At 30.9% G+C, this 19419-nt stretch carries 12 protein-coding genes; 3 read left to right on the top strand and 9 right to left on the bottom strand.

What is annotated here, in order from left to right; translation table 11 throughout:
* Positions 1 to 296 precede the first annotated feature (296 nt).
* The 3 genes from purE to WNY60_RS11100 form a co-directional block, all read right to left on the bottom strand.
* A complete protein-coding gene (gene purE, locus WNY60_RS11110; RefSeq protein WP_145002798.1) occupies positions 297 to 779 on the bottom strand; it encodes a 5-(carboxyamino)imidazole ribonucleotide mutase in 483 nt (160 codons plus the stop codon).
* 77 nt (positions 780 to 856) lie between these two features.
* Positions 857 to 1489, bottom strand: a complete 633-nt coding sequence (locus WNY60_RS11105) for a response regulator (protein ID WP_339808368.1) — start codon at positions 1487 to 1489, stop codon at positions 857 to 859.
* A complete protein-coding gene (locus WNY60_RS11100) occupies positions 1489 to 3231 on the bottom strand; it encodes an ATP-binding protein (RefSeq protein ID WP_342862406.1) in 1743 nt (580 codons plus the stop codon). Before WNY60_RS11100 ends, WNY60_RS11105 begins: the two co-directional genes overlap by 1 nt.
* Positions 3232 to 3530: 299 nt before the next feature.
* Between WNY60_RS11100 and WNY60_RS11095 the strand changes: the two genes are divergently transcribed.
* Complete coding sequence (locus tag WNY60_RS11095) at positions 3531 to 4925, top strand: T9SS type A sorting domain-containing protein (protein WP_339808370.1); 1395 nt, start codon at positions 3531 to 3533, stop codon at positions 4923 to 4925.
* 84 nt (positions 4926 to 5009) lie between these two features.
* Here the strand turns inward: WNY60_RS11095 and WNY60_RS11090 are convergent, their stop codons facing one another.
* On the bottom strand, positions 5010 to 6164 hold the full coding sequence (locus WNY60_RS11090) for a 5-(carboxyamino)imidazole ribonucleotide synthase (RefSeq protein ID WP_339808371.1): 1155 nt from the start codon (positions 6162 to 6164) through the stop codon (positions 5010 to 5012).
* Between the two features lie 120 nt (positions 6165 to 6284).
* Between WNY60_RS11090 and WNY60_RS11085 the strand changes: the two genes are divergently transcribed.
* Positions 6285 to 7400 (top strand): adenylate kinase, encoded by a 1116-nt coding sequence (locus tag WNY60_RS11085; RefSeq protein WP_145002784.1) that lies wholly within the window; start codon positions 6285 to 6287, stop codon positions 7398 to 7400.
* Positions 7401 to 7477: 77 nt separating this feature from the next.
* Positions 7478 to 8473 carry a GTPase ObgE gene (gene obgE / locus WNY60_RS11080; RefSeq protein WP_145002781.1) on the top strand — a complete coding sequence of 332 codons (996 nt, stop codon included), beginning with the start codon at positions 7478 to 7480 and terminating at the stop codon, positions 8471 to 8473.
* Positions 8474 to 8849: 376 nt separating this feature from the next.
* Here the strand turns inward: obgE and WNY60_RS11075 are convergent, their stop codons facing one another.
* The 5 genes from WNY60_RS11075 to WNY60_RS11055 form a co-directional block, all read right to left on the bottom strand.
* On the bottom strand, positions 8850 to 9956 hold the full coding sequence (locus WNY60_RS11075) for an alpha/beta hydrolase (protein ID WP_342862404.1): 1107 nt from the start codon (positions 9954 to 9956) through the stop codon (positions 8850 to 8852).
* A gap of 5 nt (positions 9957 to 9961) precedes the next feature.
* Positions 9962 to 10600, bottom strand: a complete 639-nt coding sequence (locus tag WNY60_RS11070; RefSeq protein WP_145002775.1) for an SdpI family protein — start codon at positions 10598 to 10600, stop codon at positions 9962 to 9964.
* A gap of 4 nt (positions 10601 to 10604) precedes the next feature.
* Entirely contained in the window at positions 10605 to 10859 is a 255-nt protein-coding gene (locus WNY60_RS11065) for an autorepressor SdpR family transcription factor (RefSeq protein ID WP_342862403.1), read from the bottom strand.
* Positions 10860 to 10956: 97 nt separating this feature from the next.
* Positions 10957 to 12528: a hypothetical protein gene (locus WNY60_RS11060; protein ID WP_342862402.1), complete on the bottom strand. Its 1572-nt coding sequence runs from the start codon at positions 12526 to 12528 to the stop codon at positions 10957 to 10959.
* Positions 12529 to 12728: 200 nt separating this feature from the next.
* On the bottom strand, positions 12729 to 19265 hold the full coding sequence (locus WNY60_RS11055) for an MG2 domain-containing protein (RefSeq protein WP_342862401.1): 6537 nt from the start codon (positions 19263 to 19265) through the stop codon (positions 12729 to 12731).
* Positions 19266 to 19419: the final 154 nt, after the last annotated feature.

The following is a 19419-nucleotide window of genomic DNA, read 5'->3' as shown; positions in this document are numbered from 1 at the left end:
AAACATACTTTTTTGCAACTGTTTTTTGGATATGAGTATACATTCTCATAAATAGAAAATAATAGCGATGGAAGCCTCAGACTTATGTTTGGGGCTTTTTTTTATTATAAACTATTGTTAAACCGATAAAAGTGTTGTTTGTCGAAACCTCTAATTTTATTGGCTGTTAATTGTACATATAGAGGCTTAAGTTGCAACTTTGACATAAGTTTTTTTGATGTGAGAATATATGTCCACATATAGAAAGATTAATAGCGATTGAAAACCCCAACCTAGTTGGGGTTTTCTGTTTTTAACTATTTAATATCTTTTGAAGCTTGCTCTACTTTTACTTTTAAAGCTTCTTTGTAAGCTATAATTTTATCCAATACTGATGCATCAGATGCACCTATAATTTGTGCAGCTAATATTCCTGCGTTTTTTGCTCCATTTAATGCAACAGTAGCAACAGGAACACCTCCTGGCATTTGTAGTATGGATAATACCGAGTCCCATCCATCTATAGAATTACTACTTTTTACTGGCACTCCAATAATTGGTAATGGACTTAAAGAGGCTACCATACCTGGTAAATGTGCTGCACCACCTGCACCAGCAATAATGACGCTAATGCCTCTTTTATGAGCGTTTTTACTAAAATCAAATAGTTTTTCTGGTGTACGATGTGCTGATACAATATCAACTTCTATGTCTATTTTAAATTCTTTTAATATATCAATAGCGTCTTGCATGACTGGCATATCACTATTGCTTCCCATTATTACTGCTACTTTGCTCATAAATTGTGTTGTTTCAAAATTTAGTTGTTTTGCAAAAATACGTTTAATAATATTTTATTAAAGTAGCTAATGTTTATTTAAGGTAAAATAATTCCGTTTTTTATTCCAAATTTAATTAAATGGCTTACATTTTTAGTTCCAGTTAAAGCAAATAATTGTTGCTTGTGTGTTTTTAATGTTGCGATACTTATATTAAGTTTTTTAGCTATTAATTCTTCGTTTAATGAAGCAGATGTGTAAAGTTCTTGTAAAATATTAATTTTAGTATCTGTAAGTTTAACTGAAGCAATAGATGTTTTTTTATAGGAAACTTTTTGTGTGTTATTATTGTCTTCATGCTTTACAATTTTTATTAGCTCTAAATCAAAGTTGTGCAATGTTTCGTCTTTACTTTTAAAGTTAAAAACACCATTTGATGCAGCCAGCTTTTTTGTGTAATTATTGACTAGAGTTGTAAGAATTATAATTTTAAAAACATTTAATTTAGATTTTAATTGATCAATTATTAATAATGAATTTTCACCTTTAAAGTTAATATCTAAAATTAGTATGTCAAAGTAAAACGAACTACAGTTGTTTGCTAAATCGTCCAATTGATAGAACATCTTAATAATTTTTAATTTTGGATTTTTCTCTAAGCTTTCTTTTAGTGCTTGCGCAAAAAACTTATTATCATCTGCTATAATAATTTTGATTTGGTCTGTATCCATTAAATAGGTATTTCTATTTGTATTTGTGTTCCTGTTTTTTTATCCGAAATTATAGATAAGTTTCCGTTTAATAATTCTGTTCTAGAAGTTACATTCTTTAAACCATATCCATATCCATTTTTATTTGTTTCAAAACCTTTTCCATTATCTGAGACAGATAGTAATATATTAGACTTAATTTTAATTAAGTTAACTTTAATATTTGTTGCATTGGCATGCTTAATTGCATTAGTGACAAGTTCTGAGATGATATTGTACATGTGATAGCACTTGTCTTGCGGTATTACATGGTCCTTAATTTCAAAATTTAATTCTATTTTTAATGGAGTAAGCTTATCTAGTTTAAGACAAAATTCTTCTAAATTTTCATTAAAATTTTCAGTATTCACTTCAGGTGTGTAAAGTGAATTTAAAAGTTGACGATATTCTGTATAAAAGGCGTCTAGAATGATTTTAGTTTTGTCTGTCGTAGATTTATTTTGGTTTGAAAAGGTTAATTTAAGTGCTTCTAAATAACCTCCAAAACTATCGTGAACATTTGCTAGTAATCTATTTTTTTCATCAGTTTTAAGTTTTAATAAATTTTCTTGGAAGTTGTTTTTTAATATTAAGTTTTCTTTTTTCAGTGTTGTAGCTCTGTGTTTCTCTTTTATAATTTCAGTGATTATAAAATAACTTATCGCTATTATTTCAATAGCAACTGCTATGTATTGTAAATTATCAAATATTAAGGCTTGATTAATGGTTATGTTAACTCTTGGATTATAGAAAAAATTAATTTGAACAAGAAAAAGTGGCATCGAAAAAGCTAATCCTAAATATTTTGGAATTTTACCTTTTATGGCTAAAACAATATGGAATATAATTAGTAGTAAAGTTTGTAATCTTAAGAAAGGGATTATTGTAAATTTTAAGTTTTCAAAATATGCAGTATAATATTCAAAAGTAAATAAGCCTAAACATAATATGTTTGATGCAATACAAATTTTGAAACATAATTTAATAATCTTGTTAATTCTATACTTTCCATAAAAACTATTAATAAATAATAGTAAGCAAACTATGCTTAAGCATTGTGCTATTGTCCTAAAGTTAGTAATTAAGAATTTGCTTTCTGACCAAAAAATCATTGGGCCATATCCTTTGTAGGCCAGAAAATCTACGATATTAAAAAATATGAAGAAGCCATACCAAAAATAATGGGTTGTACTTTCTTTTTGAAAGAAAATTAGGTTTAGTATAATAAGGACAATTAAAAATGTAACTAAAACAGTAGTTGCAATAGTATCTTTTTGAACAAATTTTAAAAACTGGTTTTCGGTTTGATAAAGTAATTTGATGGAGCTCAAGGATCTACTGTTATTAAATCTTATAAAAATTTTATTATTTTTATTTGGTAAAATTGTCCATGTAGGCAACCTAAAATAGGTGTGTAAAAAACCAAAATTTTTAAATCTATTTACTTGGTGTATTCTTTTTAAAGAATTGTTTTTTAGATAAAAAACTTCTACTGCTTGGTAATAATGATTCCATAAAGTTAGGTAGCGTTTCTCGTTTATTTGTTCTCGTAAATCGCAGTAAATCCAATAGTTAATATTGTTCTTAAAATTGTGATAAATATCGTTTCCTAACGGAGTCTTGAAATGACCACTGTTATAATGGTTAACTATGTTTGTTGCATCTTCATTACTATATATGCTATCCAATAGGTAAATATTTTCATGGATTTTAAATGAGTCCATGGTCGTTGTTTGACTATGACAAAAGGAGATGTTTAATTGAAGAAAAAAAAGTAAGGTTAAGTATTTCATTAGCGCAATTTACCATCACAATATAAATAAAAAACCAAACTTTAGTATGGTTAAATGTCTTCAAGACACTTGTAATTTTGTTCTTGTTAGGTAACCAACCGCTTTATTTTATAAATAATGAGGTATTATTCTTCATGCGTAATTAATGAAGATTTGCTATTAATCTTAAAGCCCATAGTCTAGAAATAGAATACTGGGCTTTATAAGAAACATTAAAAAAAACAACAGCTATGAAATTAAAAATTACTTTTATTATACTTTTATATACAAGTTTAACTTTTAGCCAGTCCACGACACTAATACCTGATTCTAATTTTGAGCAATCATTGATAAATTTAGGTATAGACTCTAATGGATTAACTGGTGATATTTTAAACAGTGATGCCGAGTCTATTACTTTTCTTAGTTTGTTGAACGTTGATATTTCAGATTTAACAGGTATTAATAGTTTTACTAATCTTATATATTTAAATATTAGTAATAATTCTTTAGGTAGTATAGATATTTCTAATTTATCGAATTTAGAGACGCTTAGTGCCCAATATTGCAGTTTGTCAGGAGCTTTAGATTTAACTGGGAATACTAATTTAAAGCAATTATATGCAGATTTTAACCAAATAACTTCAGTAAGTTTTGCTAGCAGTAATGTAATAGAGAATATCAATTTAGATAGTTCTAACTTAGCAACTATAGATGTTAGTAATTTTAATAATTTACAAGCATTAGATGTTGGTTCTAATCCAAATTTATCTAATGTGAATGTAACACAAAACCCTAATTTGTATTTACTTTCGTTAGAAAACACACAGGTGATTAGTGTAGATTTGACGCAAAATCCCTTGTTGGAGTATTATTATCATAGTGGCGTTGCTTTATCTGGTTTAAATCTTTCAGCCAATACATTGCTTAAAGAATTAAATCTGTTTTATTGTAGTTTGTCTAGTTTAGATTTAAGTAATAATACTCTTTTAGAAAGATTGTGGATGGGAGCTAATAGAATATCTAGTATGGATTATTCTAATTTACCCAATCTTAAACTGCTGAATGTTTTTGATCCTTATCCAGGTTTTAAGTTTACGTCTATAGATTTATCAAATAATCTAGATTTAGAAACTTTAGTATTATCGTATAATAATATTGAAAATTTAGATTTAAGTAACCATGATAAACTGCTGGAGGTTTATATGTATAGCAATAATCTGTCAACCTTAAATATTAAAAATGGAGCCAATGGGATTTTACAAAGCTTAAGTACATCGTTAAATCCTAATTTAAATTGCATCGAGGTGGACGATGTAACACAAGCAGAAGCTAACGTTACTAATGGGACTTGGTACAAGGATGCATCAACAAATTATAGTACTGATTGCGTTTCACTTAGTTTGGAAGATCAAGATTTGCTATTAGATGTAAAACTCTCTCCAAATCCGGTTTTAAATGAGTTAAATATTTCTTTAATCAACAATATAAAAAGTGTCCAAGTCTCTAACATTATTGGGAAAACCATTTATAAAATTAATCAATCTGTTGAAAAAATAGATATGAGTTTTTATAAACCTGGATTATACTTGATAACTATTGAAACAGAAAAAGGAACAATTACAAAAAAAATAATAAAACAATAATAAGCTATTAATCCATTAAACCTAAAAACCCTTTACATGATTTGTAAAGGGTTTTTGTAAATTATTTATGGGTTGTATTTTCCTTTAATTACTTATCACTTCAATACTATTTTTAACCTTTTCAGCAATTTGACGTGCTGTATTTAAGTCTTCATCTACAATGGTAACATGACCCATTTTTCTAAATGGTCGTGTTTCTTTTTTACCATAAATATGAGGTGTCACACCATCCATAGCCATTATAGATTCTATGTTTTTGTAGTGTACTTGACCTGTATAGCCTTCAGCACCAACAAGATTAACCATAACACTTGCCACTTTATTCTCAGTTTTACCTAAAGGTAATCCTAAAATAGCACGAATATGTTGCTCAAATTGTGAGGTATAACTCCCTTCAATCGTTTGGTGACCAGAATTATGTGGTCTTGGTGCAACTTCGTTAATTAGTATTTTATCATCTTCGGTTTGAAATAACTCAACAGCTAATAAACCAACGTGATTAAAAGCTTCAGATGTTTTTAATGCAATATCTTGCGCTTTTTTAGCAACTTCTGGGCTTATTCTTGCAGGACAAATAACATATTCTACTTGGTTAGCTTCTGGATGAAACTCCATTTCTACCACAGGATAGGTTTTCATTTCGCCATTAGCACTTCTAGCAACAATTACAGCTAATTCGTTTTTAAACGGAATTAATTGTTCTGCTATGCATTCGCCTTTAGGCAAATCTTTTAAATCCGCAATGGATCTTACTATTTTCACACCATTACCATCATAACCAAATTGTGCAGCTTTCCATACAAATGGTAAGTTTAAACCACCATTATCAATAGCGTCTTCAATCTCAGACACATAAGCAAACCTACTAAAAGGTGCAGTTGGTAAATTATGATCTTGATAAAATAATTTTTGAGTCGCTTTATTTTGTATGCGTCTTAATGTTTTTGACGATGGGTAAACCGTAACACCTTCATTCTCTAATTTTTCAAGTGCAGCGACATTTACATTTTCAATCTCGATGGTTAAGACGTTAACCTGTTTGCCAAAATTATAAACAGTATCAAAATCCATCAAGTCACCTTTAGTAAACTCATTACAAGCCATACGACTTGGTGCCTCATTACTATTATCTAAAATACAAGTGTAAATATCAAATTTTCTAGTATTATAAAGTAGCATTTTGCCTAATTGGCCACCACCTAAAATACCTAATTTAAAGTCTGAAGAAAAATAATTCATTGGTCATAAATCGTGTTAGCCACAAAAATACATTTTAAAACCAAAAGAGGACCTAAAAATCGAATTCAAATATCTGTTAAGCAGTCACAAATGCGTATATTTGCGCTTTAAATTTATAAAATGCAAACTATTACGCTTCACGACAAACAGTTTAAGCCATTTATTTCTGAACAAGAATTGGATGATGCTGTAACAAGAATGGCTAATCAAGTCGCTCACGATTTAGGAGACGAAGTCCCAGTATTTGTTGGGATTTTAAATGGATCGTTTATGATTGTAAGTGATTTTGTGAAAAAATATCCAAAACCATGTGAGGTTACTTTTATTAAATTAGCCTCTTATGAAGGTGTAAAATCTACAGAGGATATACAACGCTTAATTGGTTTAACACAAGATTTAACAGGACGTACTGTAGTTATCCTAGAAGATATTATTGATACAGGAAACACGTTAGAAGAAGTACACCGCATTTTTAAATCCGAAAACGTAAAACAATTGTTAATCGCAACACTGTTTTACAAACCGGAAGCTTATAAAAAAGACTTTAAATTACACTATGTTGGTATAGAGATTCCTAATAAATTTATAGTAGGCTATGGTCTAGATTATGATGGGTTAGGTCGCGATTTACCAGCAGTATACCAACTAAAAACAACACAACACATGACTAATTTAGTGCTATTTGGACCTCCAGGTGCAGGAAAAGGAACGCAAGCTAATTTTTTAAAAGAAAAATATGATCTAGTACACATATCTACAGGAGATGTATTTAGGTATAATATCAAAAACGAAACTGCTTTAGGTACGCTAGCTAAGTCTTACATGGACAAAGGACATTTAGTACCAGATCAAGTAACTATTGACATGTTAGAGGCAGAGGTAGAGCGTAATGCTGGGGCTAAAGGATTTATTTTTGATGGTTTTCCAAGAAACGAAACGCAAGCGATAGCATTAGATAAAATTATGTCAGATAAAGACTCTGAAGTTAGCGCAATGGTAGCTTTAGAAGTAGAGGATGAGGTGTTAGTACAACGTTTGTTAGAACGTGGTAAAACTAGTGGAAGAAAAGACGACTCGGACGAGGCTATTATTAGAAACAGAATTAAAGTTTATTATAACGAAACTGCAATTTTAAAAGACTACTACGCAGCACAAAATAAATATTTTGGAGTAGATGGTATTGGTGGTATAGAAGATATTACCAAACGCTTAAACACTGTAATTGACAAATTGTAATACAAACAAACGTGTTTGAGTTAATAAGTATTAGTGAAAACTTTTAACTATTAACGTTTTAACTTTTTAACTAAATTATGACTGAGGGAAATTTTGTAGACTACGTAAAAATGCATGTCTCTTCTGGTAACGGAGGAAAAGGATCTGTGCATTTACATCGCGAAAAATTTATTACAAAAGGTGGACCAGATGGAGGAGATGGTGGACGTGGAGGACACGTTATATTAAGAGGTAACTCTAACCTTTGGACGCTATTGCATCTAAAATTTAAAAGACATATTAGAGCAGGACATGGTGGACATGGTAGTAAAAGTAGAAGCTCTGGAGAAGATGGAGAAGACATGTACGCAGACGTACCTTTAGGTACTGTCGTTAGAGATACAGAAACTAACGAGATCCTTTTTGAAATCACTGAGGATGGAGAAGAGCGTATTGTGGCAGAAGGTGGAAAAGGTGGTCTAGGTAACTGGCACTTTAAAACCTCTACAAACCAAACACCACGTTATGCACAACCAGGAATACCATTAGAAGAAAAATTTATAACCCTAGAACTTAAAGTTTTAGCAGATGTAGGTTTGGTTGGATTTCCAAATGCAGGAAAATCCACATTACTTTCTGTAGTAACCTCAGCAAAACCAAAAATTGCAGATTACGAGTTTACAACTCTTAAACCTAACCTTGGAATTGTAAAATACAGAGATTTTCAAACCTTTGTAATGGCTGATATTCCTGGGATTATTGAAGGTGCAGCAGAAGGTAAAGGATTAGGGTATTACTTTTTACGTCACATAGAGCGTAACTCGATTTTACTATTTTTAATACCAGCAGATGCGCCAGATATTAAGGCACAGTATGAGATCTTGTTGGACGAGTTAAGACGTTACAATCCAGAAATGTTAGACAAAGATCGTATGATTGCCATCTCAAAGTCTGACATGTTGGACGACGAGCTTAAAGCAGAACTGAAAACCGAATTGGATAAAACACTTCCAATTCCTTACCAATTTATATCAAGTGTAGCACAACAAGGTTTAACCGAGTTGAAAGACACACTATGGAAAATGCTTAACTAAATTATTTTGGGCGTTACCCACTTTTGCTTTTAAGTAGCAAAAGTGGGTCAGGCTGTCCATTATATCTTTTTTTGCCATATATGGCAGCAAAAAAAGGATGCCACTTCCATCCTTAACGCAAAGCCTACCAAGTACCAAAACAGCCAAGTATACTATAAAGGAATAGTAATTATTTAATGAATATAATTAAAAATTTAGCCATTCGTTTTTTTATTAGCCTTTTGGTTGCGGGACTAATATCCAAACAATTTCCGCAATTCGAGTTTATCCTATTAATAACAATAACCATTGCAATGTTTTTGTTATTAAGCAAAATGGCAAATAAATTTTAGAATCCTAAAATAGGTATTGTGCTATGATGCAAAATTAATAGTCACTAAAATCTAGCATGAATCCAATCTGATATTAATTTTAAAGCAACAGGAGAAAAAGTTTCCTCAATTTTAGCATACTCATTAATGTTTCCCGTTTTAGCAGTTTGAAACAAATGATTTAAACCTTCAATTTCGTGGATGGTTACATCATTATTCTTAGCAGTCTCAAGGTGTTTTTTAATGGCAGGTAAATTTATTTCTGGTAATACTTGTACATCTTTAGTTCCGTTAAGGACCAAAACAGGACACGTTACTTTTTCTAAATATGCTTTAGGGTCTAATGTAATAAACGCATAAAGCCAAGGATTAGTTAATTGTGAAGCTAATTGTTTAATTACTATATTATTTACATAAACCGCAAACGGACTTTGATTTGCTTCTAATTGTTTTTTATAGCTTTCTAAAGCTAAAGTTATAGCAGCCTTTTGCTTGTCTGTTTCAGTTTCAGAATGTAAAGCATCATAAGCTATAGTTGTTAATTGGTGGTTAAAAGCAATACCTTCTTTAGTAGTCCCTTGTAGTTCTGCAATTTTTTTGCTTTGTGACTGTAGTACTTCCTGTCCATTAACACCTGTACCAGCAAGCATGACAATAAAAGCGACGTTTGTATTGGTAGATGCTACTATTGGTGCAATTAATCCGCCTTCGCTATGACCAATTAATCCAATTTTTGATACATCAATATCTGTGCGTGATTTTAAAAAATTAATACCAGCTTCAACATCTTTAGCTAAATCAAAGGTGGTAGCTGTACTAAAATCACCTTGGGATTGTGCTGTACCACGTTCGTCATAACGTAAAACAGCAATTCCGTTATTGGTTAAATAATCTGCAATTACCCAAAAGGATTTGTGACCCATGATGTCGCAATCTCTATCATGAGCACCTGAACCATTAATTAAAATGGCAACAGGAGGATTGATAGTATCTTTAGGTAACGTTAATGTACCAGCTAACACTATGCTGTCTGCTGCTGTGTTAATAAAAGTAACGTCTTCAATTATATAATCAAAAGGTGCTTTTGGTGTTTGTGGTTTTTCGGTTTGTGCAACAGTCAAACTTGTAAATAATATAAACAGCGCAACTGATAGGTTATTTAAATACTTCATAATAACTATTTTATTTTTTTAAATTCAATATAAGAATGCACTAACGGTATTATGGTAATTAATACTGCTATTATTACAAATAAAGTAGCTGCTGTTTGTGCTGTAAAGATTAAGCTCATGCAAACAATTAGTAAACCACCAACAAACCATATTTTACCACCTAAAAGATGCGTTTTTTTCCAAACTGTTTCGTTTTCTAAAGTCCAAGGTGTTTTGATACCAATAAAGTAATTTGGTTTTACTGTTTTCATAAAATTACCAAGACCAGCAAATAATAAACCTAATAGTATGTATATAATGTTTGGGCTAGAAAAGCTTTGTGTTTTTGAGCTGTAAATTATAAATAAGGCTAGTATAGACATAAACAAGACTAAGAAAAATTTTAATTGCTTATACTTTTTTCCCATTGTAGCAATCTTATTTTTTGGATCAATTTTGGGTGCAATAGTCATAATAATATAAACCAAAACAGGTAACATAAACGGAATTAATAGCAAGCTGTTTTTACTACCATAACCATCTATTTCTCCACTAGCATTCCAATGGGTAGGTACCGTTTCTGGTAAAGTATTCCAGATGTAAGCTAAATATATAAATGGCAAAGCCATTAATATTATATACGGAAATTCTTTTTTAAGATTCATAATTCTATTGTTTTAAAGTTATAATCCATTGGAGTACATCTTCTAGGATGGTTGTATTTATGGCATATTCTACAAACTGACCTTTCTTCTCGCTGGTTACTAAATCTGCACGTTTTAAAATGTCTAAATGATGTGATATACTAGGTTTGCTAATATTAAAGGCGTTAGCAATTTGTCCTGCAGTAAGATTATCTTCTTTTAGAAGTTCTAAAATTTGACGTCTTGTGTCGTCGTTTAATGCTTTAAATAATAAATTCACTAATTAGGTATTTAGACAAATATCTAAATATTATTTTAAATAGCAAAAAAAAAGCCTCCTAGAGTGGAAGCTTTTAATCTGCATCTTTTAAAAAAAATTAAAATTTAATTTTTAAAATTCGTGTATTTTTTTTCTTTTTACCTGGTAAAATAACAGTGCGATCGTTAAGATTTACAACACCATCATTAACCTTGTAATAGACTTTAGAGTCTTTGTCGTCTATTAATTTTTCAAAATCAAAAGCGCCATTTTTATCAATAGATATCATATATAAATTAGACTTTTTGGCTTTAGTTTGTTTAAAAGCAATACGGTCTGCACTAAGTTTTTTAATATTATCAGAGCAGTTTATAAAAAAGTAAGTTGTTTCGTCTACTGGAATTGAAGTGTAAGAGCTATTAGTAAGACCAGTTTGTGCTTTATTGATGTTTCTAGCCCATTTTAAGCCTCCATCTTTATCTAATCTAACGCTTATAATATCATTAAAATGATAAATGGTATAAGTAGACATTCCACCACTACCATTCATAGATGTATGTGTAGTAATAAAAAACTCTTCTGCGTTTACAATAATGTCACCATTATCCATTGTAAAAATGCCTTTAAAATCTATATTTTTAATACCCTTTTTCTGTTTTCTTTTTTTTCTGTTTTCTTTATTACCATATTTATCAGTCATAAACTCATCAGAGAAAGGAGTAAATTTTTCAGTCTCCATAGCAAGCGTATCTGGATTTAAATTAAACAAACAAACACCATTATAATTACCTTGATCTTTAACTCCGTAAAAACCAACACAAGATAATCTGTCCTCTGTTTTGATTAACTCCATTGACGAAATAAATTTATCTGCCTTTTTAAACGCTGTTGTTTTTTGTCCTTCTGCATTTACTTTTAGCAATTCGAAGTGGTAGTTAGCTTCACCTTTTTTCTTAGACTTTCTGGAGTTGTTTTCAAAAGCTTTACCTAAAAAGTAAACGGTTCCGTCTTTGTCATCGACATCAATACTATTGTATTCAAACAATTTGTCTTTAATGTCTTTTTCTATTAATTTATCATAAACGCTTTCAAAATTAGTATTGAAAACAAATATTTTGTGCGTTTCCTTATCTTTATTATTAAAGTCAAAGTTGATAGCAAAAAACGTATTGTTTTTAGACATAATTACTTCTCCCATATGGTTTCCATCCATTTGAGAAAAGTTATTTATAAAAAAGGGAAAAATGCCTATTCCAAAATACTTTTGCATGTTGTCTTCAGAGAATGATAATAATTCTTTTTTGCTGAATTTTAGGTCTTTAAGGTTTGAAGACACCACATTAAATACTATTTTATCTGCTTTTTTGTCGTGGTCAAATTCTATAATATGCAATTGTCCATCTTTAATAAATGCATTTTGAATAAAATTATTGTCTACCTCATATTCAACTTCTTTGATTAATTTTAATTTAGCGTCAAAGTGCTGAATGTAATACCCTTTTAATTTAGGTATAAAGCCACCTATAAAAGATCTGATAGTAATTAGTCCTCCATTATCATCTTCTAAAGAAAAGACTAATGAGCTGTTTTTTTTGGAGTCTTTAAAAATTTCACTTTTAGTTAAAGACACGGTTTGTGCGCTTATTGAAAATGCAAAAAGCAAAGCAATAAGTAATACTGTTTTTTTCATTATGGATAGTTTAGTTTGGCCTAAAAATATAATTTTTAACCCTTTTGCAAACTATTGTATCCATTTTTTATAATGCAAAGTAGGTTGGTTAAATGCCTAAATCATTTTTTTTACACTGTAGTTTATTGTGGTTAAGTGAGTTATGTGTATAAAAAAAGCTTTCAAATTATTGAAAGCTTTTTTGTTTAGTTAAGCTAAATTTATTCGACCTTAATACGTACACCTTCACTATGACTACTAAATTCTGGAGCATACATACTTTGTATAGTTGTAATACCATTACTCATATTACCAGCATTATTAACACGTAAATCATATTCAAAGACAAAAACACCTTTTGGTAAATAGTCAAAAAAGAAGTTGGTAGATGCATCTTTAGTCGCTTCGTAATACCCTAAACCATCTTGGTATTTGTATTGACTAAGTACATTAATAGGTTCTAATCCTGCAGCACGCATATCCTTCATGTGTACAAATTCCATTGCACGATCACTTCGTAATTCTATACGTACTCTTATTAAATCTCCAACTTTAAGTTTAGTGTTTTTAGTAATAGCAGTAATGACTTCACCTTTATCTGTATTGGTTTTTAAGTATAATTGTTTTTTTAGTTTTAAAGGCGTTTCTGCTGATGTAATTTTATCTAAATCCTCAAAATATTGCCAGTATAAACTTCCCCAAGCAATGCCATTTCCTTTTTTAGTTAGTTTAACTTCAGCCATTTTAGGAGTAATGTCTTCTCCTGACCAAGAGGTTTTGTAGTAACCTGTTCCAGCTTCTACTTTTACATCTTCTAAAGTTTCTGGTGTTATTTTTTGGTCGCCTAAAACCACATCAACCATATCTGTAACACTTAGCCAATCGTTACCTTGAAATAGTAAAGCATAGACAGCATCTGTAGTTGCTTTTGTTGTTTTCCATTGGTTAGTCTGTTTGTTTTTAAGTAGCCAGATTTTTAGATTATCAATCGTTTCAATGTTTTTAGCTTCGGTTTGTAGTATTGTACCAGCTTCAGCAAATGCTTCAATCATTAAGGCTTGTGTTTCAATGGATGCTTGATACCAATAGTAAGAGTTTGTGTTTTCTTTCCAATACATACCTAACTCGTCAGACGTAATACTGTTTTCGCTAACCGATTTTAAAATGGCTTTAGCTGTTGTCGTATCGTCATTACGTTTCATTATTAAAGCCATCATCCCTTTAGCATATAATGGACGCTGTAACCAGTAGTTTCTAATTTGTGACAAGTAATAGTTGTGTATCTCTTGTTGTTTTTTAGACAGCTTAAATTCTGGAAAAAAGCTTCGCATGTATAAATAATGTAACTGCGTATAACTTAAGTGGTCTTTGGTGTAATCTATAGTGTTACTATATTTTGTTAAGTCGTTGTATTCTTTTTCAAATTCATCATCCAAATACTGTAATGCATTTTCCACCATATCTGTAATGTCTTCATCTTTATCACTTACCACATTTAGTTTTTTAAGATGTCCAAAACCTGTAATAATATGTTGTGTGATGTAACGGTTAACACGATAATCTCCAAACCAAGACCAACCACCATTATTCATTTGGTTGTTTTTTAATTTTGTTTTAGCACGTGCTAGCTCATTATTCATTTTATTTAAATCAAACAGTAAAGCAATACGTTTTTTCTGTTCTGTCTCTGACTGTGCATCACGTAACCAAGGTGTTTCTTGTATTAAAATAGATTTTAACTCTTCATTTTTTTCTAGATTACTCAATAACGCATCTGTATTTTTCCATTGGTTAAACACTTCTTTAACGCGTGGATTACTATTAACAATATGGCTAGCTAAGGCATTAGCATAAAATCTGCTAAAGGTTTGCTCATTACACTCGTATGGATATTCCATTAAATAGGGTAATGCTTGTATAGCATACCAAGCAGGATTGCTAGTCATCTCTAATGTTAATTTGTGATGCTTTAAAGTAGCCGACGTATTGGTCTTTAATTTATCCAATGTAAAGGTTTTGGTTTGGTTGCTTTTAATCCACATTGGAAGGGTTTCAGTCACCAATATTCTATTGGTTAAAACAGGTAAGGCATTTTGTTCACCATCGCTAAAATCGCCAGATTTTGCTAATATTTTATATTGAATCGCACTAACGTTAGCAGGAATGGAAAGCGTCCATGTGACTTGTGTATTACCTTTCGCTTTCGCGGAAAACGATTGCTGGTTTAAAGTATTGGCTAATTCCGAATCTATAGCTTTTCCAGTCAATGCATCAAACAACTGAAGCACTGCTGTACCTGTTAAATCCTTTGTGCTAAGATTTGCAATTTTTGTGCTAATCTGTATTTGGTCACCTTGACGTAAAAAACGTGGTACATTTGGTAACACCATTAAGTCTTTTTGTGTAACGGTTTGCAGTGTATTTTGGGCATAATTACCTTGTTTGTCATGTGCAAACACATTAAGATTCCATCTAGTTAATGCTTCTGGTGTTGTAAAGTTAAAGGACACATTACCATCTTTATCTGTAGCTAATTGCGGAAAGAAAAAGGCAGTTTCTTGTAAATTTGTTCTTGCTTTAACTTGAGAGAAATCTTCTGTTATACCTTTTTTTGTTGTGATAATTATAACACCATTGGCACCTTGAGATCCATATAAAGCAGTTCCGCCAGCACCTTTTAATACTTGAGTGTTTAGGATAGAATTTGGATCAAGATTACTAACTTGGTCTGCAGACATTATCACACCATCAACTACAATTAGCGCTGCATTGTCACCAGTTAAGGATCTATTTCCTCTAAGAGTGATTTTTTTTACAGTGCCATCTTCATTTATAGCTTTCTTTGTGTATTCATTTCCTCTATAATAGTCAAATTCATTTTCAGTTGCACCTGTAAGTTCATCAGCCTTTCTCTCAATACCTAATGCAGTTATAACCACTTCATCTAAAGCATTGTCAGGTTTTAGTGTTAAATTAATAACGTTATCAACTCCAATTGTTTTTTGCATTGTCCCATAGCCAACATAGCTAAAAGTTAAAATAGCGCCAGTTTTTGCTTTAATAATAAAGTTGCCATCAAAGTCTGTAGTTGTACTTTCTGTACTACCTTTAACTGCAATTGCAGCAGAAGGTAATGGTAATCCATTCTCATCACTTACAGTTCCTTTAACATAACCATCTTTAACTTTACCATCGTAAGAGGTTCTAGTTTTATTTGCTCTAAGCGAATTGATGTAATTCTTATAAAACCAACCGTTATTATTAATAGCAAATCCAAACCAATTAAATTGATCAAAGCTTTTTAAATTATTAAAACTATGGTATTCATAAACCCTATCCACTCTAAAATGGGTTACTCCAAAACTGTTCCCATTATTTTTTCTAAAAGTCGTATAATAGGTTAGAGGTTTAAATGGTGAGTAATTCCAGTTGTGTGATTTAAACTGATCAAGAGATGCATCATACATACTAGCTAAAAACTCGGATGCAATTTTTTCGCCTTTTGTTCCCTTAACTTTAAAGCTCCAAGTTTCGTCTGTTCCTGGTTGAAGTTTGTCTCTAAACGTAAGTGTTTCAATCTCTAAGTCTGTTTGCGGATAAGGCACATTTATGGTTAGACTACCATCTGAGTAACTATTAAATGCTGCCAAACTAAAATGAACACCAAAACCGCCTAAATCATTTTTGTCAATAGGTATACTTATCGTTTTTTTGTTTTGGTTTAAAGTAATAGTATGGTTTTCTGTGATTTGATAATCACGTTCTATACTAACTGTAACAGTTATATTTTTGGCAGCGCTTGCAAAGGTTAAAATTGCTTTGTCACCAACATTATAACTGGTTTCATCTGTTGTAACTGTAATTAATTGCTGGTCTGCAAGGGTTTTATCCTTGTCGGAAAACAACATGGTTTTAGCAATATCCTTAACCTCTTGACCAAATTTGTCTTTGGTTTCTAGTTCCAAAATGTATGCTCCAGACAGCCATTTTTTGATGTTTTTTAGGTCTATAGTTTTAGATTTTTCTGTGTCAAACGTTTTAGATAAAACTAAGTCGCCTTTTTCCCAATGTTCTGGATTATCCTCATTGTTGTAAGCATCATGCGGAAAGTAGTTTTTAAATTCTGTTTTGGTAAAACCTTCATAATCCGGAATGCTCCATGGTCGTGGTCTTAATACATTATCAGGAGCTTGCAATTTGTATATCTTTAAAGCGCCTTTGGCTGCTACAAATTGACCGTTTAGGTTTTGAGTGGTTATAGTAATTTGATTGTCTTTTTTTGTTTTGTTAATGGTAGCCGCAATGTCAATAGTCGCTGTTAAGGCATGATATCCTACTTTTACAATTGTTGAGGTGCTTCTAGTTTCGCCATTAATGTCTGTAACGTCTGCTGTGACTTTATAACTAAAAATTGGTAAACCAGATTTATCAACTTTTTCGTCTGGAATAGCTTTAAATACAAGCTCATAATTACCATCTGCATTTGTTGTTGTTTCGCCATGTGTTATTTCTTGCGATTCACTGGTATAACTTGGTCTATACCATCTGTACCAAGCAGGATATTGTACATTTCTAACCACACGATATACGACTTTTGCTTCTGTAATTTTACTACCTGCAAAAGCAATAGCTTCGCCTTTTATAGTAATGCTGTCATTAACTTTAAACGTTTCGGTAATGGGATTAAAATTGGTTTCAAACTTAGGACGCTTATATTCTTCAACCGAAATAGAAGTCTGACCATAAAGATCTGCATCGTTAATTTGTATGCTATAATTACCTGTTAATCCATCGTTAGGTAAAATAAATTCGCCAGAAACAGATCCAAAATCATTAGTAATTAAATCTAATGTGCTTGCTTTTTCGCCATTAGTATTATATAAAATGACTTGTATTTTTTTATTAGCATATACCTCAGTATTGTTGTTTTTGTTTTTTAAAGCAATTGCTTTAAAGTAAACGGTTTGCGATGGTCTGTAAATACTACGATCGGTAAAAACAAAAGCTTGATAATTGGTGTCATTATCTTCACGACTACGCTTATAATTATACATGTAATAACTACCAAAATAGGCAGTGTCATCATTAGTTTTTACAGTTAAATTAATATTACTGCGATTATAATTATTGGTTTTGCTTAAAGCAATAATACCTTTTGAGTTAGTTGTTGTGGTTTTAGTGTGAATTTTCTCGTTACGGTAGGTATAGTCAAGGTCTACTTTTGCGTTTGCTAAAGGTGCTCCGTTATTACGGTTAATGACTTGGAAAAAATCTTGATTATTATCTTGATAGTTTACAATAGCTATATCAGTCACTTGGGTTAAGGCTGATGCAAAAAAATCTGATTTTAAATCTGTAGTTTGTCCAACGATAAGGTATAATCCATTATCTAATTTAGGCACTAAAGTTTCAATGGTGTGTTGTTGGTAATCGTTTTTATCCTTTAAGGTAGACGACCAAGTTTTTGTTGTGCTTAGTTTTTTGATAAAGTCTTTTTTGTCTTCCTCTTTGTATAATTTTAAATACGCATCATACTTTTTTTTGCTTATAGCATATGCGTTAAAGGTTAAGTTTTGAATGTTTTTATAGCTAATTAAAAAACGCGAATACGTATTAATTGGTATGTTTTGTTCGGTTTGAATGGATAAACTAGGCTCTAATATTTGAGCCTGTAAAGCATTGCTTAAACCAGCACCTTTACTATCCGGAAACTTAGCAGTAACTTGTTTACAAATAGCTAAAGCATCTTTAATTTTAAATCTTACATCAGCATTTGTGTCTTTGTTATAGTTGTAACCTTGTGTGTTATAAAGCGTGGCTATTTTAAAAAGGTAAAGACCAGAAACTTCATGATTTTTATTTTTTTCAGCTTCTGTTTGTAGTGCTTTTAGATATATGTCGTCTTTATTTTCAAAAGTCGCATTGTAGTAGACATAGTCTAACCGCTCAGTATTTAATTCCGTTAAGGCATACGGTGTTTTGTCTTTTAAGTGAAATTTAATTAAATCCTGATATACTTTTAAAGCTTGTAATTGTAGTGATGTCGAATCTTTAGAGGTGATTTTTAAGTTAGAAAACTGTTTGGAGTCTGTTAAAAATTGCTCATTGTCAATACTAAACTTATAAGCTGGTTGCGTAATTCTGTTTTCTGGTGTTCTGTAAAATTCTAAGGCGTTATGACTTAAAAAATCAAATAAAGTTGGTCTATAAATTTCAGCGTCTTTTCCTTTAGTAATTATAGCTTCAAATTGAAGAGTTGGTGTTTGTTGAAGTATTAATCCATTTTGTAATGAGCTGTCAAAAAGTGTTTGGATTTCTGTAAAAAGCGTTTCTAAATCCCAAGTTCTAAAATCAATAGCATCTGCTTTTTGTGCAGTTTTTGTGCGTCTATAAAATTGATATCTGTTTTGCTGAAAGTATTGCCAATACAACGTTGCCAACATGTTTTCTAGTACGTTTTTTGTAGGTGCTTCTGTTTTAGAAATTTCTTCTTTAAAATCATTGATAATGCTAAGTTGCGCATCTTCCTCTAGTAATAATGCAAACTTGCTTTTAAACAGTAAAACTTTTATACGTTGCTCTGTGTTATTGTCTGTTAAGGCTTTGTCGTGTATGGTTTTTACAACTTCTAAAGCACTTTTTGGAAGACCATTAATTTCGTGATTTTCTACAGTTTCCCAAAGTTTGGAATAATTGTTGGTTTGTGAGTGGGACGTTGCAAAAAGTAATACCATTAATAGCGATAATATATGTTTCATTTTATTAATTTTTAAACAAGTTACTTTGCTTTTTACGATTTTAATAGCATAAATGTGTAAAGTAAACGTTTCAATGAGTGACGCGTGATAAATTTAAAGTTAAATAATATTTAACCAAATTAATCAAAAACAATACCAAGAGAATACTATTTTT

It is taken from the genome of Olleya sp. AS48 (genome assembly GCF_038900355.1).
Taxonomy (GTDB): Bacteria; Bacteroidota; Bacteroidia; order Flavobacteriales; family Flavobacteriaceae; genus Olleya.
This window is presented reverse-complemented; position numbering and strand designations above follow the sequence as displayed.